This is a genomic window from Streptomyces sp. NBC_01476 (assembly GCF_036227265.1).
GTDB lineage: Bacteria > Actinomycetota > Actinomycetes > Streptomycetales > Streptomycetaceae > Actinacidiphila.
In genome coordinates this window covers 7864677-7889456 of sequence record NZ_CP109446.1, presented here as the reverse complement: position 1 = coordinate 7889456, position 24780 = coordinate 7864677, and the positions used below count along the sequence as shown (strand labels likewise).

Genomic DNA, 24780 nt, shown 5'->3' with positions numbered 1-24780 from the left:
CGTCGGTTCACATCTGTTCGTGTTCGGCGGTTCAGCTGGGCTGCTCGACGAAGCGCTGGAGTTCGGGTCCGTAGCCGTAGTCGAGCGGAAGGGCGATACCGGGGCCGGTGGGCGCGTGGACGAGCCCGCGGCTGTCCACATGGCGCTCGCGCACCACCCTCGTCGCGGTGACGAGGGACTCGTAGTACGTGGTGTTGGAGATCGCCATGCACAGGTGGTGGTTGGGGATGTCGGAGCCGTGCACCTCGGCGCGCAGCCGGAAGGCGTCGGCCAGGTGGGCGGTGCGCATGGCCCCGGTGATGCCGCCGCGCAGGGTGGTGCCTGCCCGTACCCCGAAGGTGGCGGCGCCGGCCCGGATGAAGTCGGCGGAGTTCATGTGGACGCCGTCGGAGGTCTCGGCGACCAGCAGCGGCACGGTGACGGACGCGGCCAGGGTCCGGTACGCGCTGATGCTGAACTCGCGGATCGGCTCCTCGTACCAGAGGTAGTCCGCCTCGGCGAGGGCCTTGCCCAGGCGGATCGCGTCGGGCAGGTCGAAGCCGGCCGAGCCGTCGTACATCAGCGGTACGTCGGGGCCGACGTGCTCGCGCAGGGCCAGGCAGAGCGCCGCGTCCCGGCGGGCATCGCCCCAGGCGTGCAGTTTGATGCCGCGGTAGCCGAGTTCGAGGCACTGGTCCGCGACGTCGAGGAACTCCTCGGTCGTGGCGAAGGTGGAGGTGGAGGCGTAGGCGGGGATGGCGTCGCGGAAGCCGCCGAGCAGCTGCCAGACCGGGCGGCCGTCGATCCGTCCGGCCAGGTCCCACAGGGCGGTGTCGATGAGGCCGAGGGTGGGGAGCGGGAGTTCGTGGATGCGGTCGAGCTCCCACACCCGGTGCCAGAGCCATTCGCGGCGCAGCGGGTCCTGGCCGACGAGTTCGTCGCGGAAGACCCGGTCCACCAGGTCCTGCAAGGTGGCGGCCGCTCCCGGCCGGGCGAACAGCGCCACCCCCTCGGCGCCCTCGTCGGTGCCGATCCGCAGGACCGCGCCGTCACCCACCGGAGCGCTGCCGCTCAGTCCCTCCCGCCAGCGGAAGGGCGGATCGGCCGCGGGAACGTCGATCCGGTGGACTTCGACATGAGTGATCTTCATCCGTGCTTTCTGCCTCTGTGAGCTGCTGCTGTGGTGGTCGGGCCGGCGGGCGCGGCTGCCGGCGACGGGGTCAGAAGCCCCCGTACGCCTGGAGTTCGCAGACGCTGCCGCCGTTGAAGCTGGAGCCGGTGACGGTCAGCCGCAGGTAGCGGGCGGCGACCGGGGCGGCGGGGAAGGAGTAGTTCGCCGCGGCGGAGGTGGAGTCCGCGGTGTGGTCGTCGAGCGTCGACCAGTCGGCGCCGTCGGTGGAGTACTCCAGCAGGTACTTGTAGCCGCTGGGCTTCTCGAAGGTGGTGACCACGCTGGAGACCTGGGTCACCGCCCCGAGGTCGACCTGGATCCAGGACGGGTCGGGCAGGCCCAGGCCCTGCGCCCAGCGGGTCGACAGATCACCGTCGACCGCCAGGCCGGGGGTGTTGGGGTCGGAGTACGACGACGCGGTGACCGTCTTGCCCTGTGCCAGGTCGTGGTCGGCGGGCATGGTGACGGTGGCTCCGGGGGAAGCCGGGGAGGCGTTGAGTGCCGCGTCGCGGGCGACGACCGTGAAGCCGTAGTCCTGCTGCGGGGTCAGTGCGCCGACCCGCAGGGTGGTGGCGCCGGTGACGGCGATCCGCTTGCCGTCCTGGTAGACCGCGTAGCTGGTGACGCCGGTGTCGTCGGTCGCGGCCGGCCAGCTGAGGTCGGCGACGCTGGGCAGTACCGGGGTGACGGTGGGCCGGCCGGGCGCGGTCGGCGCCTGGTGGTCGGTGCTCGGCGGCAACGCGGTTCCGTAGACCTGGAGTTCGTAGACGCTGCCGCCGTTGAAGCTGGAGCCGGTGACCGTCAGCCGCACATAGCGGCCGGTGACATCACCGGTGGCCGGTGCGTAGTTGGTCGCATCGGTGGTGGCGGCCGCGGTGTGGTCGTCCAGGGTGGTCCAGTGCGCCTCGTCCGGGGAGACCTCGATGCGGTAGCGGTAACCGCTCGCCTTCTCGAAGGTGGTGATGGCGCCGCTGACGTCGTACTGCGCGCCGAGGTCGACCTGGATCCAGGACGGGTCGGGCAGGCCCAGGCCCTGCGCCCAGCGGGTCGACAGATCACCGTCGACCGCCAGGTCAGGGGTGTTGGGGTCGGAGTACGACGAGACGGTGACCGTCTTGCCCTGCGCCAGGTCGGTGCCCGCGGGCATCGTGACGGTGACCGGTGTGCTGGGCCGCGACTCGTTGCCCGCCGCGTCCCGGGCGGTGACGGTGAAGTGGTACGTCGCTCCGCCGGTCAGGCCGGGGATACGGGCGGAGGTGCCGGTGGAGGCGCTGACCAGCACGCCGTCCCGGCGGATCGCGTAACCGGTGACGCCGGTGCTGTCGGTCGCGGCCGGCCAGCTGAGGTCGGCGACGGTCGGGAAGTCGGCGACGGCGGTGGGAGTGCCGGGCGCGGTGGGCGCCTGGTGGTCGGTGCTCACCGGGTCGGGGTCGAGGTGCTGGTAGGCGGGCTCCAGGCCGGCGTTCTTCACGATGGAGGCCGGGAGCTGGGCGCAGCTGTCGACGGTCGTGTTGCCGCTGATGGTGTCGTCGGTGCTGTTGAACTGGGCGCTGTAGGCGGAGGTGGTGGTGAAGTTGTGGTCCGCGGTGATGTCCATGCCGTGGTTGAGCAGCAGCCACTGGTAGGCCACGTCGCAGAAGGCGTTCTGCGTGGTGTGCCAGTAACGGCTGCCCTCGTCCTGGTAGATGGCACCGTAGGCCTGCGAGGGGATGCCGCGGATGTAGTTGCCCGAGACCACACCACCGGGGTTGGCGCTGAGGGTGTAGATCGCGCCGCCGTCCGCCTGGTGCTGCATGATGTCGCTGATCTCGTTGTCGCTGATCACGTTGTCGCGGCTGGTGGTCGGTGTGTCCCAGACCGGGACCCCGGAGTTGCCGGGGTAGTTGGAGTCGCCGCCCTTGTCGGTCAGGCCCCAGCCCCAGCCGACGGAGATGCCGCTGTAGGGCAGGTCGTAGACCTTGTTGTGGGTGATCACGGTGTGGTCGGTGTAGCCGGCGAGGATGCCCAGCGAGCCGTTGTACTGGTCGGCGACATCGGTGACGACGTTGTCGGTCACCGTGTTGTCCTTGGTGATCGAGCGGGGGTCGTCGGGGTGGGCGTCGATGACGTCGGTGCCGCCGATCTGGATGCCGGTGGCCGCGATCTCCTTGAAGACGTTGCCCTTGATCACGGTGCCCTGGGTGCCGGTGTTCAGGTTGAGCCCGACCGCGCCGAGGTGGGTGAAGGTGTTGTCCTCGAAGGAAATGCCGTGTCCGTAGCCGACGTTGACCGCGCCGGGGGTCTTGACCCACTTCAGCCGGGTCGAGTCGAAGTCCGGATTGTCGTCGCCGACGATTCGGAAGCCGGCCTGGCCCTCGACCACGCCGTCCGGCGAACTGGGCGCGAGCCAGGTGGCGTAGGAGAAGGTGAGGCCCTTGAAGGAGATGCCGCTCACCGGGTGGCCGGGGGTGCCGTCGAGGTCGACGAGATCCTGGACGCGCGGCACGGTGACGGTGGCGGTCCGCAGGTCCTGGCCGGCCTCGGGCATGTAGTAGAGGTCGCCCTTGCTCCGGTCGAGGTACCACTCGCCGGGGGTGTCCAGCAGCTCGCGGGCGTTCTCCAGCCAGGTCGGGTTCTGGATCTCCTGGCCCTCGTGGAGGTTGGCGTTGTGGAAGCAGGGCTGCTGCATCGTCAGGGTGGTGCCGGAGACCGACTGCACCGGGCAGCGGTACATCATCCAGCCCCAGCGGCTGACGATTTCCAGGTCCGACGGGTTCTTGTACGCGTCGAGGCTGGTGTCGGTGATGGTGTAGCCGGTCGCGGTCTTGGTGAACCCGGGCGGGTTCTCCGGACCGCGGGCGCGGGTCTCCAGCGAGCCGTTGACGTAGAGCTGCCGGGTGTCGAGGCTGCCGACGTGCGCCTTGTAGACGTGGTGTGCCGGGTCGGCGAGGGTCCAGCCGGTGACCTGGCTGCCGCCGCTGATCACCGGGTGGGCGCCGGGGGCGGCCTCGTAGACGATCCGGTGGCCGCCGGTGCCGGAGTCCTGGCCGGTCAGGGTGAAGGTGGCGGGCAACTGGTAGGTGCCCTCCCGCAGTTCGACGTGGATGTCACGGTCGAGGTGGTGGTTGATGGTGCGGACGAAGTCCCGGGCGTGCTGGAGGGTCTTGAACGGGTGCGCGCTGCTGCCGGCCCCGGTGTCGTGGCCGGAGACCGGCGAGACGTAGACGGTCCTGGCGGGGGGCTGGTGCGAGGACGCCTGCGCGGAGCCGGCGCCGAGGGGTATCGCGGCGCCGGCCAGGGCCAGGACGGCGACGATGGCTCTCAGCCCTCTTTTTCGGACTGGAGTGCGATATGGAGCAGAGGGGGTCGACACGGGTTTCCAATCGCCTGCGGGATGGTGGTTCCGGGAGCCCGGGCGGTGGCCCGGGCTCCCTGGCGTTGGGCGGCTCTGTCCACGGGTCGTGGTCGCCGGCGCCCGACCGGCTCAGGAGACGGACGTCTCCGGTGGCGGTTGCTGCTGCGGTGCTGCCGCGTCCCGGGGCTCGGGAACGGACGGGGCTCTCTCGCCGGGACGCTCGGAGAGGTTGAAGAGCCGGTCGCGGATCTTGCGTTCGAACTGGTGGCGGGTGGTGGCGATGTGCTCGGCCATCAGTTCCGCGGCGCGGTCGGCCTCGCCGGCCGCGACCGCCTCGGCGATGGCCAGGTGCTGCCGGCCGGCGACGGCCAGCGAACCGGGTACGTCCCCGTGGAAGAGCAGGACGTCGGACTGCGCGGCCAGGCGGCGCACATTGCCGACGCTCGCCCGCAGGAAGACGTTGTGCGCCGCGACGCCGACCGCGTCGTGGAACCGGGCGTCGGCCGCGGCGAAGGCGTCCACGTCCTGTACCTGCCCGGTGTCCAGCGACAGTTGCGCGCTCTCCTTGATGTCGCGCACCTGGATCGGGGTGGCCAGGGCCGCCGCCCGGCGGGCGGTCTCCGACTCGATCACGGTCCGGTAGTCGAGGAGCATCAGCACATGCTCCATACGGGTGGGCTGGAAGTGGGCGAGGTGGTCGTCGGCGATCCCGCCGGGCGACTCGGCGACGAAGATGCCGGCACCGCGCCGGACGCTGACCCGCCCGAGTGCGGCGAGCACCTTGACGCCCTCGCGGGTGACGTTCCGGGTGGCGCCCAGGATCTGCGCGAGCCCCTGCTCGGTGGGGAGCCGGTCGCCGGGCCGCAGGTTCTGCTCGGCGATGTAGGTCAGCAGTTGCTCCGCGACGAGTTCGTAGCCCGGACGGTAGCGGCCTGACGTCTGGTCACTTCCCCTGGTGGGTGGCTGCTCTTCACCTGGCATCGGGCGACCTCCTCACCATGAGATGAATCAGATTCATTTGCGCCGCCACTATGACAGCGGTGTTAAGCGAAGGGAAGACCTTGGTTCGAAATTCATCCACTCGCTCCTCCAAATCGGATGTTTTACGGACGTATTGGCGGAAATTTCGCCGACCGGATGCGGGCTCTTGTCCGACAAGAAGCAGATCCATAGGGTCCTGAGCATCACATGAAGCAGACTCTTCTCGGCGGAGTAGGGTGGCGCAGATCCAGCGCCCGCACTCTACGGGCGGGGCCGCCGCGCCGTGCCCCGCCGACGAGCCACCCGGTAGGAAGGTCCCCATGCGCCGAATGGCCGCCGTGATCCGGTTGCGTCCCGAGAAGGAGGCCGAGTACCGGGCCCTGCACGCCGCCGCCTGGCCCGATGTGCTCGCCGCACTCCGGCGGGCGCACATCGGCAACTACTCGATCTTCCTCAGGGACGGGCTGCTCTTCAGCTACCTGGAGTACACCGGCGACGACTACGAGGCAGACACCGCGGCGATAGCCGCGGACCCGGCGACCCGTGAGTGGTGGAAGCTCACCGACCCCTGCCAGCAGCCTCTCGGCACCGCGGCGGAAGGCGAGTGGTGGGCGCCGGCCGAAGAGGTCTTCCACCTCGACTGACACCGGCCGCCGGCGGGCCGGTGCCGGCCCGGCACGCAGCGGTGGGGGCGACCGTGTCAGGTCGCCCCCACCGCGAAAGTCCGCTCAGCCGGCCTCTAGGCGTCACGCCCCCCGTGCCGCCCGCCGTCCCCGCGGCCCCGCTGGTGATGCGCCCCGGGGTTGTCGTCCGTCCCCTCTCCGCCCCGCCGGTCGTACGCGCCCGGGTTGTCGTCCGGGGTGGTACGGCCCCCGTGGCGGTCCGGCGTCGCAGTGGGTGCGGGCGGAGTGGTGGGCGGGGTGGTGGGCAAAGTGGTGGCCGGGGTCGTCGCCCGGGTCGTGGCCGGGGTCGTGACGGACGGGCCGGGGCGGTCGTCGGTGCCCGCGGCCACCGCCGTGTACGCGCCCGCGCCCAGGACGATGACGGCCGCAGTCGCCGCGACCACGATCTTCTGCTTCATCTCGATGCCTTCCTCGGTGCTCCGGTGGAACCCGCCGAACCCGCGGGAACCTGGGTGGCCTCACTGTCGGCCGGGCGAGCTGAACGCAGCCTGAAGCGACCTGAAGACTCCTTCAGGTACGGTCTGTCACGCTTACCGCGTGCGCCTGCTGATCGTGGAGGACGAGAGACGCCTTGCCGTCTCCCTGGCCAAGGGCCTGGGAGCGGAGGGCTTCGCCGTGGACGTGGTCCACGACGGGCTCGAAGGGCTGCACCTGGCCGGCGAGCACGGCTACGACCTCCTCGTGCTGGACATCATGCTGCCCGGTATGAACGGGTTCCGGATCTGCGCCGCCCTGCGCGCGGCCGGCAACGACGTACCGATCCTGATGCTGACCGCGAAGGACGGCGAGTACGACGAGGCCGAGGGGCTCGACACCGGCGCCGACGACTATCTGACCAAGCCCTTCTCGTATGTGGTGCTGGTCGCCAGGATCAAGGCCCTGCTGCGCCGCCGGGGCTCGTCCGGCGGTTCCCCGGTGGTGCGTGCCGCGGGTCTGGTCATCGGCACCGGCACCCGCCGGGTGTTCCGCGACGACGTCGAAATCGCGCTCACCGCCAAGGAGTTCGCCGTGCTGGAGCAGCTCGCGCTCCGCCCGGGGGAGATCGTCGCCAAGGCGCACATCCTCGAACACGTCTGGGACTTCGCCTACGCCGGGGACCCCAACATCATCGAGGTCTACATCAGTACGCTGCGCCGCAAGCTGGGGCCCGCCACGATCCAGACGGTACGCGGCGCCGGCTACCGGTTGGCGACACCGTGACCGGGGCGGTCCGCGGCCGGCTCTTCGGCTCCGTACGGGCCAGGACCACCCTCGCCGCCACGGTGGTCGTCGCGATCGCCCTGGCCGCCGCGGCCGTCGCGGTGCTCGCCGCCCTGCGGTCGAACCTCACCGGGCAGGCCGACCGCGCGGCGGATTCCACCGCACGGGACGTCGCGCTCCACATCATCGCGGACGTGCCGGCCCCCACGTCGTACCCGGATCTGCGGCTCCCGGACGCGAGCGACCACCCCGTGCAGGTGATCACACCCGACGGCACCCTCCTCGCGGCGGGCAAGGGGCTCACCCGCGTCACGGGGAAGGGCATGGGTCCGGTCACCGCGCCGGTGGCGCCGCCCGCCGCGAAGTCCCCCGCGCCGTCGGCGTCTTCCGTCCCGGCCCCCTCCCCCGCCCTCTTCGACGACGGCGGACGGGGCCGGAGCGGCGGCCCGGGCGATGACGACAACAGCGCGACCGCCGGTCCGCGCGCCGACGACCACCGCGGTCAGGACGGCGGGGACGAGAGCGGCGGCGGCCATGACGACGCCACCACCGCCCCGCCCGCCCTCGGCAGCGTCGGTGACGTGCTGTCGCACACGACGGCGCGGGTCACCGTGGACGGCCGCACCGGCGACTACCGCTTCGTCACCATCGAGGTCACCGACCAGGCGAAGCGGAAGGTCGTGGTCCGCGCCGGGGCCTCGCTCGCGGCCCGGCAGAGTGCGGTCCGCACCGCGACCGCCGCCATGCTGACCGGGCTTCCGCTGCTCCTCCTCGTCGTCGGCGGAGTCACCTGGCTGGTGACCAGACGTGCGCTCACCCCGGTGGAGGGCATCCGGCGGGAGATGGCGGCGATCACCGCGTCGGGCGACCTGTCCCGGCGGGTGCCGCAGCCCAGGAGCCGCGACGAGGTCGCCCGGCTCGCGCGGACCACCAACGAGACGCTCACCTCGCTCGAAGCGGCGGTCGACCGGCAGCGCCGGTTCGTCGCGGACGCGTCGCACGAACTGCGCAGCCCGATCGCCTCGCTGCGCACCCAGTTGGAGGTGGGTTCGGCGCATCCGCATCTGCTGGACGTGCCGGGCGCCGTGGAGGACGCCGTCAGGCTGCAGCGGCTCGCCGCCGATCTGCTGCTGCTCGCCCGGCTCGACGCGGGCGAACAGCCGCAGCCGGCCGAGGTCGACCTGGCCGCGCTCGTCGCCGAGGAGATCGCGGAGCGCACCGACGACCGGCTGCGCATCGTCCCCGGCGCCCCCGGCGACGGCCGCGGGCTCGTCATGGGGTCCCGCGTCCAGTTGTCCCGGGTGTTCGGCAACCTCCTCGACAACGCGCAGCGCCACGCCCGGAGCGCGGTCGCCGTTTCCCTGACGTACGACGCAGGCGCCGGTGAGGTCGTCCTCGCGGTGCAGGACGACGGCGCGGGTGTCCCGGCGGCGGAACGCGAGCGGATCTTCGAGCGGTTCGTGCGGCTGGACGAGGCCCGCAGCAGCGACGACGGCGGGGCGGGACTCGGCCTGGCCATCGCCCGTGACGTGGCCGAACGGCACGGCGGCCGGCTGATCCTGGCCCCGGCCGCACACGGGGGCGCGAGGTTCGAACTGCGCCTGCCGCCGCTGCCCTGACCAGGCGGGACACCGGCCCCGGCGGGCAACCGGAGCCACCAACTCCGGTTCCGGCTGGGGCAGATGAGCCTGGACGGACCGACGGTAAAGAGAACACCAGTCCCGGTCGGACGCATTGACATGCCCTCACGGTCCGCGTTCTACTCATCCATCGTGCAGATTGGCAACGTTGTCAGACTGTCTCGTCGCACGGCGCCGATGCCGATCGAGGACGCCACCCGTCCCTGGCACACCTTCTGCGAAGCATGAACTGCGGAGGCAACCGATGGTTGGACCACGGCGCCTGCGAGCGCCCCGTATCAGCAGCAGATTCCGCCGACGCCTGGCCGTGGTGTCGGTGCTGGGCATGGTCGTCCTGCCACTCCAGTCCCTCGCCGGTGCGAACGCGGCGTCCGGCCCGAAACCCGTGGCGGACCCCGCGGCCCTGGTCAACCCGCTCATCGGCACCTCAGGCGCCGTCAACACCTTTCCCGGGCCCGACATGCCCTTCGGCATGATGCAGTGGGGTCCTGACACGACTCCCAGCCGGACCCAGGGCGGCGGCTACGAGTACAACAGCACCAAGATCTCCGGCTACAGCCTGACCCATGTCTCCGGTCCCGGCTGCGACGTCGCAGGTGACGTACCGATCCTGCCGGTCACCGGCGCGCTCACCGGGAACCTCTCCGACCTGTCGTCGCAGTTCAGCCACGACAACGAGCAGACCGGAGTCGGGTACTACGGCGTCAAGGACGCCAAGGGCATCACCACCGAACTCACCGACACCACCCGGGCGGGCCTGGGCCGGTTCACCTTCCCGGCCGGCGCGCAGTCCAGCCTGCTGCTCAAGCTGAGCGGCGGCGCCACCCAGGTGGACGGCACCCGGGTGCGGGTGGTCAGCGACCGCGAGGTGAGCGGCTCGGTCGACAGCGGGCACTTCTGCGGCGCGGGCAACCGCTACACGCTGCACTTCGACATCAAGTTCAGCCGGCCGTTCACCGGCAGCGGCACCTGGGTCGGCAGCACCATCAACCCGGACGCGACCGCGCTCAGCCTCGGCCGGCCGCAGCAGAAGCTGGCCACCCACCCCGGCACCGCGCTGCACGAGCCGCACTTCACCGTGCCGGCCGCGCCGTCGCCGAAGGTCCACCCGAGCGGCACCGCCGCGGGCAAGGCCGCCACCAACACCCCCGCGGCGAGCAGTCCGCCGGTCACCGGCGCCAACGGGATGTACCTGACCTTCGACACCTCCGCGAACGCCGCGGTGACGGCAGCCGTCGGCATCTCCTACACCAGCGACGACAACGCTGCCGCGAACCTGTCGACCGAGGTCAAGGGCTTCAACTTCGACGCCATGGAGAAGGCCAACCACACCGCCTGGAACGACATCCTGGGCAAGGTGCAGATCGGCGGCGGCAGCCAGGACCAGCAGGTGCAGTTCTACACCGCGCTCTACCACTCGCTGCTGCACCCCAACGTCTTCTCCGACGACAACGGCCAGTACATGGGCATGGACAACCAGGTCCACAAGCTCACCAAGGGCCAGAAGGCGCAGTACGCCAACTACTCGGCCTGGGACACCTACCGCTCCCAGACCCAGCTGATCGCCATGGTCGCGCCCCAGCAGACCGGTGACATCGTCACCTCGATGCTCAACGGCTACGACCAGACCGGCCTGCTGCCCAAGTGGGCTTCCAACAACGGCGAGAGCTACGTCATGGTCGGCGACCCGGCCGCCGCGATCATCGCTGACGCCTACGCCTTCGGTGTCCGGAACTTCGACGCGGCGCACGCCCTGGAGGCGGTCGAGCACGAGGCGACGGTGCCCAACCAGGACCGCCCCGGCGAGGCCGTGCGCGACGCCAAGGGTTACCTCCCGCTGGACGGGACGTACGGCTGCTGCAACTTCTACGGCCCGGTCTCGACCCAGCTGGAGTACGACAGCGCCGACTACGCGGTGGCGTCCTTCGCCAAGTCGCTCGGCAAGACCGCGGACTACACCACGTTCGCCACCCGCGCCCAGGACTGGATGAACGTCTTCAACCCGCAGACCGGATACATCCAGGGCAAGAACTCCGACGGGCAGTTCGCCGGCGGCTTCACCCCGGGCACCTCCAACGGCTTCGTGGAGGGCACGTCCGCCCAGTACACGCCGATGGTCCCGTTCAACCTCCAGGAGCTGATCACCGCCCGCGGCGGCCCGGCGGCCTACGCGTCGTACCTGGACAGCCTGCTGAGCAACATCACCGATCCGTCGGACACCAACGCCAACCTGAGCAACGAGCCCAGTCTGGAGATCCCCTGGGAGTACGACTACCTCGGGCAGCCGTGGAAGACCCAGGCCGCCGTCCGCCAGGCGCAGCAGAAGCTGTACTTCAACGCGCCGGTCGGCTCGTTCGGCAACGACGACCTGGGGGCGATGAGTTCCTGGTACGTCTGGTCGGCGCTGGGGATGTACCCGGAGACCCCCGGCACCGACACGCTGGTGCTGGGCAGCCCGGTGTTCCCGCTGGCGAAGGTCACCCTCGGCAACGGCAAGCAGGTCGCGATCAACGCCCCCGGTGCCGCCGTCGACGCCCCCTACGTGCAGGCCCTGGACGTCAAGGGCAAGGCGTGGAAGACCTCCTGGCTGACCTTCGCGCAGTTCGAGAAGGCCGGCACCCTCGACTACAGCCTCAACACCGTGCCGAACACGTCGTGGGCCACCTCCCCCGACGCGGCTCCCCCGTCGGACTCCACCGGCGGCGGGCGGGTGCTCGCGGCGACCGGCCCGACCAGCGACGGACTGATCGTCGCGCCGGGCGCCTCCGGTGACGCCACCTTGCGGGTGACCAACCTGGGTGCCAAGGCCGTCACCGTGGACTGGACCGCCACCGCGCCCACCGGAGTGACACTCGGCACCTCCTCGGGTTCCCTGACCGTGCCGCCGTCGGGCAGCGCGCAGGCCACGGTGCCCGTCACGGCGGGCGACACCGAGGGCTCCTACGCGGTGACCTTCGCCCTCACCGACCACGACAGCGGCGCCGCGCTGACCGGAGCGACCCTCCGGGTGGCCGTCGCGCAGCCCGGCGAGCTGTGGCCGTACGAGTCGAACGAGGGGATCTACCCCGACGGGACCCACTTCGGCGGCGGGTTCGACGACGGCGGCTGGGCGTACTCGCAGAACGCGATGACCGCCGCGGGGATCACCAGCGGCGCGAAGGTCAGCGCGGACGGCATCGACTACACCTGGCCCACCATCGCCGCGGGACGGCCCGACAACCTGGAGGTGGCGGGCCAGACGATCCCGCAGCCCGCGGGCACCTCAGGTGCCTTCCTCGGGCTGCTCGGCTCGGCGACCAACGCGCCGACCGACGGCAGCGGCGTGCCGGGGGCGGTCACCGCCACGTACACCGACGGCACCACCGCCAAGGCGACGGTCACCTTCTCGGACTGGACGCTCAACGGCGGTTCCAGCAAGCCGGTGGCGGGCAACACCACGGCGGTCACCACCGGTTACCGCAACACCTCCAGTGGCGGGACGGACAACGTGAAGGCGTATGTCTTCGCCGTCAAGGTGCCGCTGGATCCCACCAGGACCGTGGCCTCGGTGACCTTGCCGGTCACCGGCGCGACCGGGACGGTCCACCTCTTCGCGATCGGCATCGGCGGATGAGGCCGGCTGCCGGCCGCTGAGACCGGTGACACCTCCGGGCTTCCTTCCCCGCCCACGAGCGGGGAAGGAAGCCCGGAGCCAGTTGGGTGGGACCGGTGGACATAACGCGAGGCTAATCACCTGATCCCATCGCGATGAGTTCCTGGAGACGGAGCCCGCGCGCGGCGTCCAGCGGGCCGCCGACGCCGGTGCGCACCGCCGCGGCGAACTCCGCCCGCAGCAGTGGCCAGCTCTCCCGGTGGCTCGCGCCGGCGCTGTCCCAGGTCAGTTCTCCGGCGGGGCCGAAGAGTTCGATACGGGTACGGGCCCTGGGCAGCCGGACCGCGCCGGACAGCGACGCCTGGCTCACCGCGCCGTTCTCGTGCTCGCAGGTCAGCTCGACCCAGCGGCGGGGGTCACCGGTGGCGCGCAGGGCGGTGATCGGGCCGACCGCGGTGTCGAGCAGGTCCAGCAGGTGGGGGCCGAGGTCGAGCAACGCGCCCTCGGTCAGCCGCCAGCCGGTCGCCATCTCCCCGCCGAGGAAGGCGCCGTGGAGGTAGCAGGACCGGGCGCCGGTCACCTCGGTGCCGCGGGCGGCGGCCAGGAAGTCCCGGGTCGCCGGGTGGTAGCGCTTCGTCAGCACCAGTTGCGACACGACACCGGCCTCAGCGACGGCCGCGGCCACCTCGCGGGCCGCGGCCAGATCGGCGCCCAGCGGCTTGTCCAGCAGCAGGGCCTTTCCGGCCCGGGCGGCGCGTACGGCAAGAGGTGCCTGGACGGCGGGCGGTACGGCGAAGGCCACCGCCTCGCAGGCGTCGAAGAGCTCCTCCGGGGAGGCGGCCACGGCGGCACCGTGCTCGTGGGCGAGCGCCGCGGCGGCGTCCGGCCGCCGGGCCCAGACCGCTGTCAGGGTGGTCTCGGGTCCGGCGGCCAGCATGGGGGCGTGCATGTCCCGGGCCCAGGGCCCGGCGCCGATCAGACCGACGCGGACCGGGGCGGGACGGGGGGAACCCGCGGGGGCGGGAAGAGCGGATGACGCCGATGACGCGGATGACACGGTGGTACTCCTGTCGGGTGGGCCGGGCGGCCCTGATCAGGACGGGGTGAGTTCCCCCGCCGATGCGCCGAGCCGCGCGTCGGCCTGCTCCGGCGCGTAGAGGTGCTCGACGACCATGGCGGTGGCGCCGGTGAGTGCGGCCCGGTCGCCGAGCCGGGCGGTGACCACCTGCAGGCTGCGGGTGGAGCGCGGCAGGGCCCGCTGGTAGAGCAGTTCACGGATGCCGGTGAGGAAGTGGGTCTCCGCGAGGTCGCCGGCGATCATCAGCACGCCGGGGTTGAGCAGGGTGACGGCGGTGGCCAGGACCTCCCCGCAGCGCTGGCCGGCCTCGCGGGTGAGCCGGACCGCGTCGGGCTGGCCGTCGTCCAGGTGGGCGCGCACATCGGTGCCCGACTCGGCGGCGACCCCGAGCGCCGCGAGCTGCCCGGCGACCGCCCGTCCGCTGGCCACCGCGGCCAGGCAGCCGTAGGAGCCGCACATGCAGCGGGCGTCGGGGCGGTCGTGCAGCCGGATGTGGCCGAGGTCGCCCGCGCCGCCGTCCACGCCGCGGAAGACCTCACCGTCGATCACGACGCCGGCGCCGATGCCGGTCGAGACCTTCACCAGGACGAAGGTCGAGCACTCCGGCCAGCCCGCGCGCTGCTCGCCGAGCGCCATCAGGTTGGCGTCGTTGTCGGTCAGCACCGGCAGCTCGGGGCTGGTTCCGGCCTGCTCGGCCAGCGTCCGCCGCAGCCGCTCCCGGATCGGGTAACCGTCCCAGCCGGGCATGATCGGCGGCCGGATGACCAGGCCGGAGTCGAACTCGACCGGGCCCGGTACCGACAGTCCGACCCCGCACACCGCGTGTGCGGCGCGGCCGGTGCGCGCGAGCAGGTCGGCGAACCAGCCGGCCAGCCGGTCCAGCACCTCCTCCGGGCCGTCGGACACCCGCAGCACGCCCCGGTGTTCGGCCAGCACCGTGCCGGCGAGGTCGAGGACGGCGGCATGGCCGTGGGTGGTGTCCAGGTCGGCGGCCAGCACCACGGCGTGGCCAGGGTCGAACGTCAGCCGGACGGACGGCCGTCCGCCGGTGGACAGCCGGCCGGGTGCCTCGGCGAGCCAGCCGGCCGCGAAGAGCTGGTCCAGGCGGTGGCCGACGGTGGAGCGGGACAGCCCGGTGAGACGCTGCAGTTCGCCCCGTGTGCCGGCCTGTCCGGTACGGATCAGGTCCAGCAGATGTCCGGCGGTGCTCCGGGGCGATGCCATCGCGTGCGGCCTCCTCATGTGTTCAGCTCTTGTCCGCGCCGGTGGTCAGACCCTCGGTGAGGAACCGTTCCGCGACGTAGAACAGGATTATCACGGGGATGGTGAGGACCACCGAGCCCGCCATGAGGACCGTGGTCGGCACTTCGATGGCGTTGTTCATCTGCGAAAGTCCCAGCGAGACGGTCCACTTGGACGGGGTCGCGGCCAGGAACAGCAGGGCGAAGAGGAACTCGTTCCAGGCGATCATGAAGACATACAGACCGGTCGCCATCAAGGACGGAGCGGCCAGCGGCAGGACGACGCGGCGCAGGATCTGCCACCGCGAGCAGCCGTCGAGTGCGGCGGCCTCCTCGATGCTCACCGGGACGGTGGTGAAGTAGTTCTTCAGCATATAGATCGACACCGGCACGGTCTGCGCGATGTAGACCACCGCCAGGCCCACCAGGCTGCCCTGGAGTCCGATCCGGGCGAACATCACGAACAGCGGCACCGCGAGCAGCGTCGCGGGGAAGAGATAGACGGCCAGGAACATGGCGCTGATCTGGCGGCTGCCGATGAACTTCAGCCGGCTGATCGCCCATGAGCCCGGTATGGCCGCGGCCAGGGTCAGCACCACGGTGCCGAGCGAGACCAGTGCGGAGTTGCGCAGCATCCCCAGCAGGCCCTGGCCGCCCTTGGAGGTCGGCTCCAGGATGGTCTTGTAGGTGCTCAGTGTCAGGTCGTGCGCGTCGATCCACAACGACCCCGGGTGCAGGAGCAGTTGACCGGTGGGCCGGAAGGAGAGCATCACCATGTAGTAGAAGGGGAACACGGTGGCTATCAGCAGCGCGGCGATGACCACGTACCGCAGGCCGCCGAAGAGGCGGTCCTCGAACTGTGCCCGGCTCATGCCTCTTCCTCCTGGACACGCTTGGCGAAGAATGCGAAGTAGATGCCCAGCAGCACGACGAGGATGGCGGCCAGGACCAGGGCCTGGGCGGCCGCGGCGCCGACGTCGTAGCTGGCGGTCAGGAAGTTGTAGACCCGCACCGAGACCACTTCGGTGCCGGAGTTCCCGCCGGTGAGCAGGTAGATGTCGTCGAACTTGTTGAACGTCATGATGAAACGCAGCACCGAGAGCAGGGCGATCACCGGCATGAGCTGCGGCAGCAGGATGTGGCGGAAGCGCTGGGTGAGAGTGGCGCCGTCCACGGTGGCCGCCTCCTCGATCCCGGCCGGTACGGCCTGCAGCCGTGCCAGCAGGAACAGGAAGGCGAACGGGAAGTAGCGCCAGATCTCGAAGGCCACCACGGTCATCAGGGCGAGCGGCAGATGGACGTGGACGCCCAGCAGGTCCACCGGGTACGAACTGGTGGACAGGAACGCGATGGGCTTGTGCCAGCCCAGGACGTGCGCGCCCCAGTTGTTGATGATGCCGGTCTGCGGGCTGAGCGCGGTCTCCCAGACGAAGGTGACCGCGACGACCGGGGCCACGTAGGGAAGCAGCATGGTGCTGCGGACCAGGCCGCGGCCCCGGAACGGACGGCGCAGGGCGAGTGCGGCGATCAGGCCGAGCACGATCGACCCGACGGTGCCTCCGATCGTGTAGACGAGGGTCGTCCACAGCGAGCTCCAGAAGCCCGGGGCGGTGAAGACCTGGTCGAAGTTGCGCCAGGTCCAGTGGCCGAACAGGCCCATGCCCTGCAGGTCGATCAGTTTGGCCTGCTGGAAGGCGAGCAGCACGGTCCAGGCGATCGGCAGGATGACGATCACCAGGACCACGAGCAGAGTCGGCGTGACGAAGGCCAGACCGGCTCTGTTCTGCCGGCGTTCCATGGGCGAGAGCCGGCGGCGTTTCCCGGCGGTGGGTGTGCTCATCGGTGTTTCCTCATCGGGCGGCTCGGTGCGGCTCAAGGCGGCGGCGGTGGACATCAAAGGAGCGTCTTCTTCAGGGCCCCGACGGCGTCTTTGGCCTGACGGGCGGCGTCCGAGGGGGACAGGTTGTCGCCGCCGGCCATCGACCCGATGGCCTTGGGCACCGGCAGGGTGCCTTCGGTGGCGCCGACCAGGGCGCCCTGGCCCTGGGTGATGCCCCAGCGCTGCATCCGGCCGACCCCGGCCAGCAACTGGTCCAGGAGAGCGGCGGGGAAGAGCTTGTTCATCGGCTCGACGGTGTCGACGCCGATCTTCATGCCACGCCAGTCGGTGACGTACTTCTGGGGATCGGCGGTGGTGCCGGAACGGACCGGGATCTTTCCTTCGGGTTCCATGCCGAGCCAGCCCTCGTAGCCGGCGCCCATCATGAACTGCACGAACTTCTCGGCGGCCGGGGCGTTGGCGTACTTGGTGATGGTCCACGAGGAGATCTCGCCGAACTGCGCGGGTTCGGTGCCGTCCGGCCCCTTGATGGCGGTGACGATGCCCGAGTTCTTCGTCAGGAAGGATGTGTCGGCCTTGCACTGCGGGCAGTTCGGCAGGACGTCGTTGCGCAGGCCGGCCAGTGAGTTGAGCAGGTAGGTCGACCACACGACCATCGCGGACTGGCCGGCCTGGTACGTCGCCCGGGTGGTGTCGACGGTCTGGGTGCCGGCCGGCCCGGTGGCCGCGAGCTGCCGGTAGGCCGCGAAGGTGCGCCGGCACTGCGGGCTGTCCAGGGTGACCTTGCCGGCGCTGTCGACCAGCCCGCAGTTGTTGGCGACCGCGAAGTCCTCGAAGCTCTGCTGGGTGAAGACGTCGGTGGGGTCGTCGGCCACCGAGATCCCGGACATGGAGCCCTTGTCGAGGGTCTGGGCCGCCTTGAGGATGTTGGCGTAGGTGTCGGGGACCGGCAGGTGGGCCTTGGCGAAGAGGTCCTTGCGGTAGACCAGGATCTGCTGCCAGGAGTCGCTGGGCACGGACAGTGCCTTGCTCCCGTCGCTGGTCAGGTTGAGCGCGTTGGGGCTGAAGGTGGAGCGGCCCAGGCTGTCGAGCACCTTCGCGGTGGCGTCGGTGTTGATCAGGCCGTTGCTGTACATCTGCCAGACCGGGGCGAGCGGGATGCCGCCCATCACGTCAGGCAGTTTGCCCGCGGCGGCGGCCGACTCGACGAGCTGCGGGAGCTGGCTCTCGTCGACCCCCACCAGGTGGACCTTGAGGCCGGTCTGCTTCTCGAAGGTGTTGATCAGTTTCTGGGTCACGGCCATCCGGGGCGGGAGGTTCTCCTCGCTCCAGACCGTGATCGTGTTCCCCGTACGCGGTGTCGAGCCCTGCGTGGAGCAGCCGGCCAGCAACCCGATCCCGAGTGCCGCCGCCGTGCCCACCGCCAGACCCCGGCTTCTCGACGTGCCGCTGAGCGACCACATGCGCATGAACCGTCCTCACTTGCCGGCCTGTGTAAACAACGTGTTGCATAACACCACCACTTTTGCGTGTTGACAAGACCTAAGTCTCGGATATCTTCGACGTAAGCCAGGTGCATATGGCTGATCACAGCAGGTTTCCCGCAGGGTTCGGAGTCATCGTGGAACGCATCGTCCAGTTCACCGGTCCTCGTCAGGTCGAGGTCGCGACCGTCGCCTCCGAGCCGCTGCCGCCGGGCCATCTCCGCGTCCGCACCCGCTACTCCGGCATCTCGGCGGGCACCGAACTGACCGCGTACCGCGGCACCAACCCGTATCTGACGCGCACCTGGGACCCGCAGGTCAGGCTCTTCCGCGACGATGTGGCCGGGATCACCTACCCGGTGGCCGGCTGGGGCTACTCCGAGGTCGGCGAGGTCACCGAGGTCTCCCCCGAACTCGACGGCACCCCCGGACTGCCCGGTCCCGGGGACCTGGTCTGGGGCATCTGGGGCCACCGCAGCGAGGGCGTCGTACCGGTTGAGCGGATGATCGGCCACCGCCTCCCGGCCGGCCTCGAACCCCTGGCCGGCGCCTTCGCCCGGGTCGGCGCGATCGCGTACAACGCGGTGCTGGCCGGCGACATCCACCTCGGCGAGGACGTTGCCGTCTTCGGGCAGGGGGTCATCGGGCTGCTCACCACCCGCCTGGCACAGCTCAACGGCGCGGTGGTCACGGCGGTGGACGCCCTCGACGCCCGCCTGGACGCCGCCCGCCGCTTCGGCGCGCGCCATACGCTCAACGCCCGTGCGGGCGGGGTGGCCGAAGCGGTCCGCCAGACCACCGACGGCCGCGGTGCCGACCTCGCCATCGAGATCAGCGGCGCCTACCCGGCCCTGCACGAAGCCCTGCGCACGGTCACCGCCGGCGGCCGGGTGGTGGCCTCCGGCTTCTACCAGGGCGACGGCACCGGTCTGCGGCTCGGCGACGAATTCCACCACAACCGCGTCCAGTTGATCTGCTCCCAGATCGGCGGCGTCCCCCCGCACCTCGCGCACCGCTGGACGGTGGAACGCCTCCAGCAGACCTTCCTGCGCCTGGTCGCCGCCGGACAGGTGGACACCGCGTCACTGGTCAGCCACCTCGTGCCGGCCGACGACGCGGCCGACGCCTACACCCTGATCGACGAGCGCCCCGCCGAGACGCTCCAAGTCGTCCTGGAATTCTGACAGTTCGCGGATTTCCAGCGTTCCGAAGTCCCAGCCCCCCGCGGATCCCGAAAGGCCCATCTCCATGTTCAGACTTGCCTGCCAGGAGCAGTTGCTGCCCGGCGAGACCCTCCAGGCGAAGTGGGACTTCGCCCAGGCTGCGGGTTACGACGCCATCGAACTGCGCGGCAAGGGGGACTTCCACTTCCGCGACCGGCTGCCGGAACTGCGCGCGGCGCTGGCCGACGGTGTGGTCATGCCGACCGTCTGCGTCGACATGCTGCACTTCCTCGGAGCCTTCGACGAGGACCTGCGCCGCGACGCGGTCGAGCAGATGAAGTCCCAGCTCTCCGTCATCGCCGAACTCGGCGGCCTCGGCGCCCAGACCCCGGCGTCGTACGGCATGTTCTCCCGGCGGCTGCCCCCCTTCGAACCGCCGCGCACCGAGGCCGAGGACCGCGAGGTGCTCCTCGCCGGGCTCACCGAACTCGGCGAGCACGCCAGGGCCGAGGGCGTCAGCCTCTTCCTCGAACCGCTCAACCGGTACGAGGACCACATGGTCAACCGGCTGGAGCAGGCGGTCGACCTGATCCGCACGGTGGGTCTCGACTCGGTCCGGATCGGCATCGACAGCTACCACATGAACATCGAGGAGGCCGATCCGCCGGCCGCCATCCTCGCCGCCGCCCCGTACATCGGGCACGCCCAGGTCAGCGACTCCAACCGGTTCCAGCCCGGGGCCGGTCACCTGGACTGGCCGGCCTGGCTCGGCGCCCTGGAGTCGATCGGCTACGACGGCTACCTCGCCGCGGAGTGCCGGCTGACCGGCGACCCGCTCCAGGCGGTCCGTTCGGTGCCCGCGTTCCTGCGACGGGCGGCGGGATGACGGCCGTACTCGAAGCCGGCCGGCAGGACACCTCCTGTGATCACCGGCGGCTGCGGGCCGCCGCGATCCGGGTCCTGCTCGACAACTGGACCGGCACCGGCACGGTGCCGTCCCAGTCCCTCTACCCCCACCAGTGGAGCTGGGACTCGGCCTTCATCGCCATCGGGCTGCGCCACCTGTCGCCGCGCCGCGCCCAGCAGGAGCTGGAGTCGCTGCTCAGCGCCCAGTGGCGCGACGGCCGGATCCCGCACATCGTCTTCAACCCCGCGGTCCCGCCGCAGGCCTACTTCCCCAGCCCCGACTTCTGGCGGTCCTCGACCGCCGGGCGCGGCAGCGGGGCACCCGCCGCGCCGGAGACCTCCGGCATCGTGCAGCCCCCGGTGCACGCCCTGGCCGCCTGGCTGGCGCACCTCGCCGACCCGCACGAGTCCGAGCGGCGCGGCTTCCTGCGCCGGGTACACCGCAAACTCGACGCCTGGCACCGCTATCTCGCCGCACACCGCGACCTCGGCGGCCACGGCCTGGCCGCGATCGTGCACCCGTGGGAGCCGGGGCTCGACAACAGCCCCTGCTGGGACGTGCCCCTGCACCGGGTCTCCCCCGCGCCGGGCGGCTCCTTCCGCCGCGCCGACCTCAAGCACAGCGCCGCCGCCGACCGGCCGACCGACCTGGATTACGCGCGGTACGTCGAACTGGCCCGCACCTACCGCGATCACGGCTACGACGACGCCCGCACCGCGCACGTCTTCCGGGTGGAGGACCCCGGCTTCAACGCGCTGCTCATCGCCTCGGAGTACGCCCTCGCCGACATCGCCGAGGCGGTCGGCGCCGATCCCGGCCCCGGGCGGGCCCGCGCAGAACGCCTCACCCGCGCACTGCTCGACCGGCTGTGGGACAAGGAGCGGAGCGTCTTCGCCGCACGGGACCTCCACGACGACCGGCTGCTGCCGGTGATCGCGGTCAACGGCCTGCTGCCGCTGGTGGTGCCCGGTCTCCCCGCACCGGTGGTCACCGCGCTGACGGCCACCGCCACCGGGGAACACTTCGGGCTGGGCACCTCGCACATGGTGCCCAGCTACGACCTGGAGGGCCCCGAGTTCGACGCCAAGCGCTACTGGCGCGGCCCCAGCTGGTTCAACACCGCCTGGCTGATCCACCACGGGCTGCGGGCGGTCGGCGCCACCGAACGGGCCGCCCGGTTGCTCGACGGCTTTCTCGACGACGCCCGCGCCACCGGCTTCGCGGAGTACGTCGACCCTCACTCGGGTGCCGGCCGCGGCATCCGGAACTTCAGCTGGACCGCGGCACTCACCTTGGACCTGCTCGCCGACCGGGAGGCCGGGCGATGACGACCGCCACCAGGATTCTCGTCCACCAGGGCACCTTCGCCGTGATCGGCACCGAAGGGGACATCACCGGCAGCCGCGGCGCCGCACCGGACGGTCTCTTCCTGCGCGACGCACGCCACCTCAGCCGCTGGCAGCTGACCGCCGGCGGCCGGCGCCTCGCCGTGCTCACCGGTGACGACCAGCGGATCGTGCTGGTCCCGCCGGGCACCAGGGACCAGCCGCCGGTCTACACCGTGCTGCGCGAGCAGGCGGTCGGTGCAGGCGTGCTGGTCGAGCGCGTCACGCTGCTCAACAACCTGCCGCGGACCGCCCGGGCCGACCTCACCCTGACCGTCGACGCGGACTTCGCGGACCAGTTCGAACTCCGCTCGGACCAACGCCGCTATCCGAAACCCGGCGCCGAGCGGGAGAGCGTGGACGCGGCGGACGGCGTGACCTTCCACTACCGGCGCGGCGCCGACTGGTCGTCGTCCACCACGGTCACCGCGGACCCGGCGCCGGACACGATCGCCCCGGCGGACGGCGCTCCGCCCGGCGCCGCCCGGACGCTGACCTGGCGGCTGTCGCTGCCGGCCCACGGAAGCTACGAACTCACCCTCGCGGTACGGGCGTTCCCCGCACACGGCCCGGCTCCCGCCGGGGTGCGCGATGCGCACGGCATCGCCGGCCCCGGCGCCCTGCTCGCCCGGCAGCGCCAGGCCGAAGGCGACTTCGTGGACGCGGCGCCGCACCCCGAGCAGTTGACGCGGTGGCCTGAGCTGGCGCGGACGGCCCGCCAGGGTCTGCTCGACCTCGCGGGGCTGCAGGTGCCCGCCACCGGCGTGGACGGCGAGAGCGTCCAGGTGCCGGGCGCCGGCACCCCGTGGTTCCTCACCCTCTTCGGCCGCGACTCGCTGCTCACCTCGCTCTTCGCCCTTCCGTACCGGCCCGGCACCGCCGCCGCCGCGCTCACCGCACTCGCGGCGGCCCAGGGCACCGGCTACGAGCAGTCGCGTCTTGAGCAGCCCGGGCGCATCCCCCACGAGTTGCGGTACGGCGAGCTGGCGCACTTCCACCAGGTGCCCTACGGCCGCTACTACGGATCGGTCGACGCCACCCCGCTCTTCCTGGTGCTGCTGCACTCCTACACCGAAGCCACCGGGGACACCGCACTCGCCCGCCGGCTGGAGTCCCATGCCCGGGCGGCGGTGGAGTGGATGTTCCGCGACGGGGGCCTGGACCGGGGCGGCTGGCTCGTCTACACCTCGGACGAGGCGGCCGGCGGCCTCGCCAACCAGAACTGGAAGGACTCGGCCGGCGCGATCTGCTTCGCCGACGGCACCCAGGCGACCGGCGCCATCGCGGTCGCCGAAGCCCAGGGGTACGCGTACGACGCCCTGCGCCGCACCGCGCGCCTGGCTGCCGAAGTGTGGCGGGACAAAACACTCGCCCATCGGCTCGACACCGCCGCGGCTTCGATGCGGCAGCGCTTCCCGCAGGAGTTCTGGCTCGCCGAGGCGGACTTCCCGGCCCTCGCCCTGGACGGGGAGCAGCGCCGGGTCGACGCCCTGGGGTCCGACGCCGGGCATCTGCTCTGGTCCGGGATCCTGGACCAGGGCCGGGCGGAACGTGTGGCCCGGCGCCTGCTGCAGCCGGACTTCTTCTCCGGCTGGGGCGTGCGCACACTCGCCGCCGGCCAGGACCCGTACCACCCGCTCTCCTATCACCGCGGCGGTATCTGGCCGCACGACAACGCGGTGATCGCGCTCGGGATGGCCCGGCACGGACTGGTGGCCGAGGCGCGGACGGTCGCCACCGGGCTGCTGGACGCCGCGCGGCACTACGACTGGCGGCTGCCGGAGGTCATCGCCGGCTACGGCCGCGACCGCTACCCCGAGCCGGTCCCGTACCCGCACGCCTGCTCCCCGCAGGCGTGGGCGGCGGCGACACCGCTGGCGCTGCTGACCGCGCTGGGCGACCGCCCGCAGGGGTGAACGCGACGCGGACTCAGCGGCTGGGCAGGCTGGAGCCGCGGACGACCAGTTCGGGCTGGAGGACGGTCTGACGGTGCTGGTGGTGCGCCGTGTCGCCAACCGTCTCCTCCATCAGCATCTCGGCCGCGAGCCGGCCCATGGAGACGGCCGGCTGGCGGACCGAGGTGAGCGGGACGGCGGCGGCAGCGGCGAACTCGATGTCGTCGTAGCCGACGATCGCCATCTCCTCGGGGACGCTGATCCGGGCCGCGAACATCGACTGCAGAACGCCGAGCGCCAGCAGGTCGTTGGCGCAGAAGACCGCGGTGGGCCGGTGGCCGAGGCCCAGCAGCCGCGACCCCGCGTCGCGCCCGGCGGCGACATCGAGCCGCTCGGCGGAGACCTCGGTCAGCGACTCCGGCGGCAGGCCGGCCTCGGCCAGCGCGGCGAGCGCCCCCGCCTTGCGGTCCAGGACCTGGGGCACCTCCGGCGGACCGCCGACATAGACGATGGCGCGATGGCCGGCCGCGATGAGGTGCTGCACGGCGAGCCGGCCACCGGCCACGTCGTCCACCGAGACCGAGCAGACGGACGGGTCCGCCGAGACGCGGTCGACGAGCACGAACGGGATGCCCTGGCTGCGCAGGCCGTCGAGGCTGCGGCCGCTGGGGTCGGCGGGTGTCACCAGCACGCCGCGGACCCGCTGTTCGGCGAAGAGCGAGAGGTATTCGAGCTCCTCGCTGACGCTCTGCGCGCTGTTGCAGACCATCACCCCGAGACCGGACGAGCGCGCGGTCCGCTCGGCGCCGCTGGCGACCGCCACGAAGAACGGGTTGCCCATGTCCAGGACCAGCAGCGCCATGATGCGGCTGGCGCCGGCCCGCAGCTGACGGGCGGACTCGCTGCGCACGTAACCGAGCCTGGCGATCACCGACTGCACGCGTGTCCTGGTCTCTTCCGCCACCAGGTCGGGCCGGTTGATCACGTTGGAGACGGTGCCCACCGAGACGCCTGCCTGCCGCGCCACATCCTTGATCCCCACCATGGATCCCACGCTCCGTCCCGCTTCCACAGCCGGGTTCGTCGTGCCCGGACCGACGCTCTGCGGGGTCTCCCCCGAATCCGCGATTGAACCTATTCAATCACACAAACCCGGCCCCGGAACGTGAATGATGATGCTACTTACCTACTGCGTAACACCGATGAA

General features: G+C 71.3%; 18 protein-coding genes. 8 read left to right on the top strand and 10 right to left on the bottom strand.

The features are described from left to right. Positions 1-31 precede the first annotated feature (31 nt). The 3 genes from OG552_RS34155 to OG552_RS34145 all read right to left on the bottom strand — a co-directional run bounded on the left by OG552_RS34155 (position 32) and on the right by OG552_RS34145 (position 5465). On the bottom strand, positions 32-1129 hold the full coding sequence (locus tag OG552_RS34155) for an enolase C-terminal domain-like protein (RefSeq protein WP_329139696.1): 1098 nt from the start codon (positions 1127-1129) through the stop codon (positions 32-34). A 70-nt stretch (positions 1130-1199) separates the two neighbouring features. Beyond that, a complete protein-coding gene (locus OG552_RS34150) occupies positions 1200-4502 on the bottom strand; it encodes a discoidin domain-containing protein (protein WP_329139694.1) in 3303 nt (1100 codons plus the stop codon). A 111-nt stretch (positions 4503-4613) separates the two neighbouring features. After that, positions 4614-5465: a FadR/GntR family transcriptional regulator gene (locus OG552_RS34145; protein ID WP_329139691.1), complete on the bottom strand. Its 852-nt coding sequence runs from the start codon at positions 5463-5465 to the stop codon at positions 4614-4616. A gap of 320 nt (positions 5466-5785) precedes the next feature. Here OG552_RS34145 and OG552_RS34140 point away from each other — a divergent pair, with 320 nt between their 5' ends. Beyond that, complete coding sequence (locus OG552_RS34140) at positions 5786-6109, top strand: L-rhamnose mutarotase (protein ID WP_329139689.1); 324 nt, start codon at positions 5786-5788, stop codon at positions 6107-6109. 95 nt (positions 6110-6204) lie between these two features. Here the strand turns inward: OG552_RS34140 and OG552_RS34135 are convergent, their stop codons facing one another. Then, complete coding sequence (locus tag OG552_RS34135) at positions 6205-6546, bottom strand: hypothetical protein (RefSeq protein WP_329139688.1); 342 nt, start codon at positions 6544-6546, stop codon at positions 6205-6207. A gap of 139 nt (positions 6547-6685) precedes the next feature. On the opposite strand from OG552_RS34135, the gene OG552_RS34130 reads away from it, so the two are divergent. From OG552_RS34130 to OG552_RS34120, 3 genes are all read left to right on the top strand, one after another. Next, positions 6686-7348 carry a response regulator transcription factor gene (locus OG552_RS34130; RefSeq protein WP_329139685.1) on the top strand — a complete coding sequence of 221 codons (663 nt, stop codon included), beginning with the start codon at positions 6686-6688 and terminating at the stop codon, positions 7346-7348. Beyond that, the gene (locus OG552_RS34125; RefSeq protein ID WP_329139684.1) at positions 7345-8967 is read left to right on the top strand and encodes a sensor histidine kinase; all 1623 of its coding nucleotides are present in this window, start codon (positions 7345-7347) and stop codon (positions 8965-8967) included. Before OG552_RS34130 ends, OG552_RS34125 begins: the two co-directional genes overlap by 4 nt. Positions 8968-9232: 265 nt before the next feature. Then, entirely contained in the window at positions 9233-12601 is a 3369-nt protein-coding gene (locus OG552_RS34120) for a lectin (RefSeq protein WP_329139682.1), read from the top strand. Positions 12602-12713: 112 nt separating this feature from the next. Here the strand turns inward: OG552_RS34120 and OG552_RS34115 are convergent, their stop codons facing one another. Genes OG552_RS34115 through OG552_RS34095 form a run of 5 tightly spaced genes read right to left on the bottom strand, consistent with a single transcriptional unit; the run spans position 12714 to position 18208 of the window. Further along, positions 12714-13637, bottom strand: a complete 924-nt coding sequence (locus OG552_RS34115; RefSeq protein ID WP_329139680.1) for a Gfo/Idh/MocA family protein — start codon at positions 13635-13637, stop codon at positions 12714-12716. Between the two features lie 36 nt (positions 13638-13673). Further along, the gene (locus OG552_RS34110) at positions 13674-14882 is read right to left on the bottom strand and encodes an ROK family transcriptional regulator (protein WP_329139678.1); all 1209 of its coding nucleotides are present in this window, start codon (positions 14880-14882) and stop codon (positions 13674-13676) included. A 22-nt stretch (positions 14883-14904) separates the two neighbouring features. Then, positions 14905-15771, bottom strand: coding sequence for a carbohydrate ABC transporter permease (locus OG552_RS34105; RefSeq protein WP_329139677.1), 867 nt, complete (start codon positions 15769-15771; stop codon positions 14905-14907). After that, positions 15768-16739 (bottom strand): carbohydrate ABC transporter permease, encoded by a 972-nt coding sequence (locus tag OG552_RS34100; protein WP_329139675.1) that lies wholly within the window; start codon positions 16737-16739, stop codon positions 15768-15770. Before OG552_RS34100 ends, OG552_RS34105 begins: the two co-directional genes overlap by 4 nt. Positions 16740-16792: 53 nt before the next feature. After that, positions 16793-18208 (bottom strand): ABC transporter substrate-binding protein, encoded by a 1416-nt coding sequence (locus tag OG552_RS34095; RefSeq protein ID WP_329139673.1) that lies wholly within the window; start codon positions 18206-18208, stop codon positions 16793-16795. A gap of 152 nt (positions 18209-18360) precedes the next feature. Between OG552_RS34095 and OG552_RS34090 the strand changes: the two genes are divergently transcribed. The 4 genes from OG552_RS34090 to OG552_RS34075 all read left to right on the top strand — a co-directional run bounded on the left by OG552_RS34090 (position 18361) and on the right by OG552_RS34075 (position 23594). Beyond that, positions 18361-19407 (top strand): zinc-dependent alcohol dehydrogenase, encoded by a 1047-nt coding sequence (locus tag OG552_RS34090; protein WP_329139671.1) that lies wholly within the window; start codon positions 18361-18363, stop codon positions 19405-19407. A 64-nt stretch (positions 19408-19471) separates the two neighbouring features. After that, the gene (locus tag OG552_RS34085; protein ID WP_329139669.1) at positions 19472-20272 is read left to right on the top strand and encodes a sugar phosphate isomerase/epimerase family protein; all 801 of its coding nucleotides are present in this window, start codon (positions 19472-19474) and stop codon (positions 20270-20272) included. After that, positions 20269-21621 carry an MGH1-like glycoside hydrolase domain-containing protein gene (locus tag OG552_RS34080; RefSeq protein ID WP_329139668.1) on the top strand — a complete coding sequence of 451 codons (1353 nt, stop codon included), beginning with the start codon at positions 20269-20271 and terminating at the stop codon, positions 21619-21621. Before OG552_RS34085 ends, OG552_RS34080 begins: the two co-directional genes overlap by 4 nt. Next, positions 21618-23594, top strand: a complete 1977-nt coding sequence (locus OG552_RS34075; RefSeq protein WP_329139665.1) for an amylo-alpha-1,6-glucosidase — start codon at positions 21618-21620, stop codon at positions 23592-23594. Before OG552_RS34080 ends, OG552_RS34075 begins: the two co-directional genes overlap by 4 nt. Before the next feature lie 13 nt (positions 23595-23607). Here the strand turns inward: OG552_RS34075 and OG552_RS34070 are convergent, their stop codons facing one another. After that, a complete protein-coding gene (locus tag OG552_RS34070) occupies positions 23608-24627 on the bottom strand; it encodes a LacI family DNA-binding transcriptional regulator (RefSeq protein WP_329139663.1) in 1020 nt (339 codons plus the stop codon). Positions 24628-24780 lie beyond the last annotated feature (153 nt).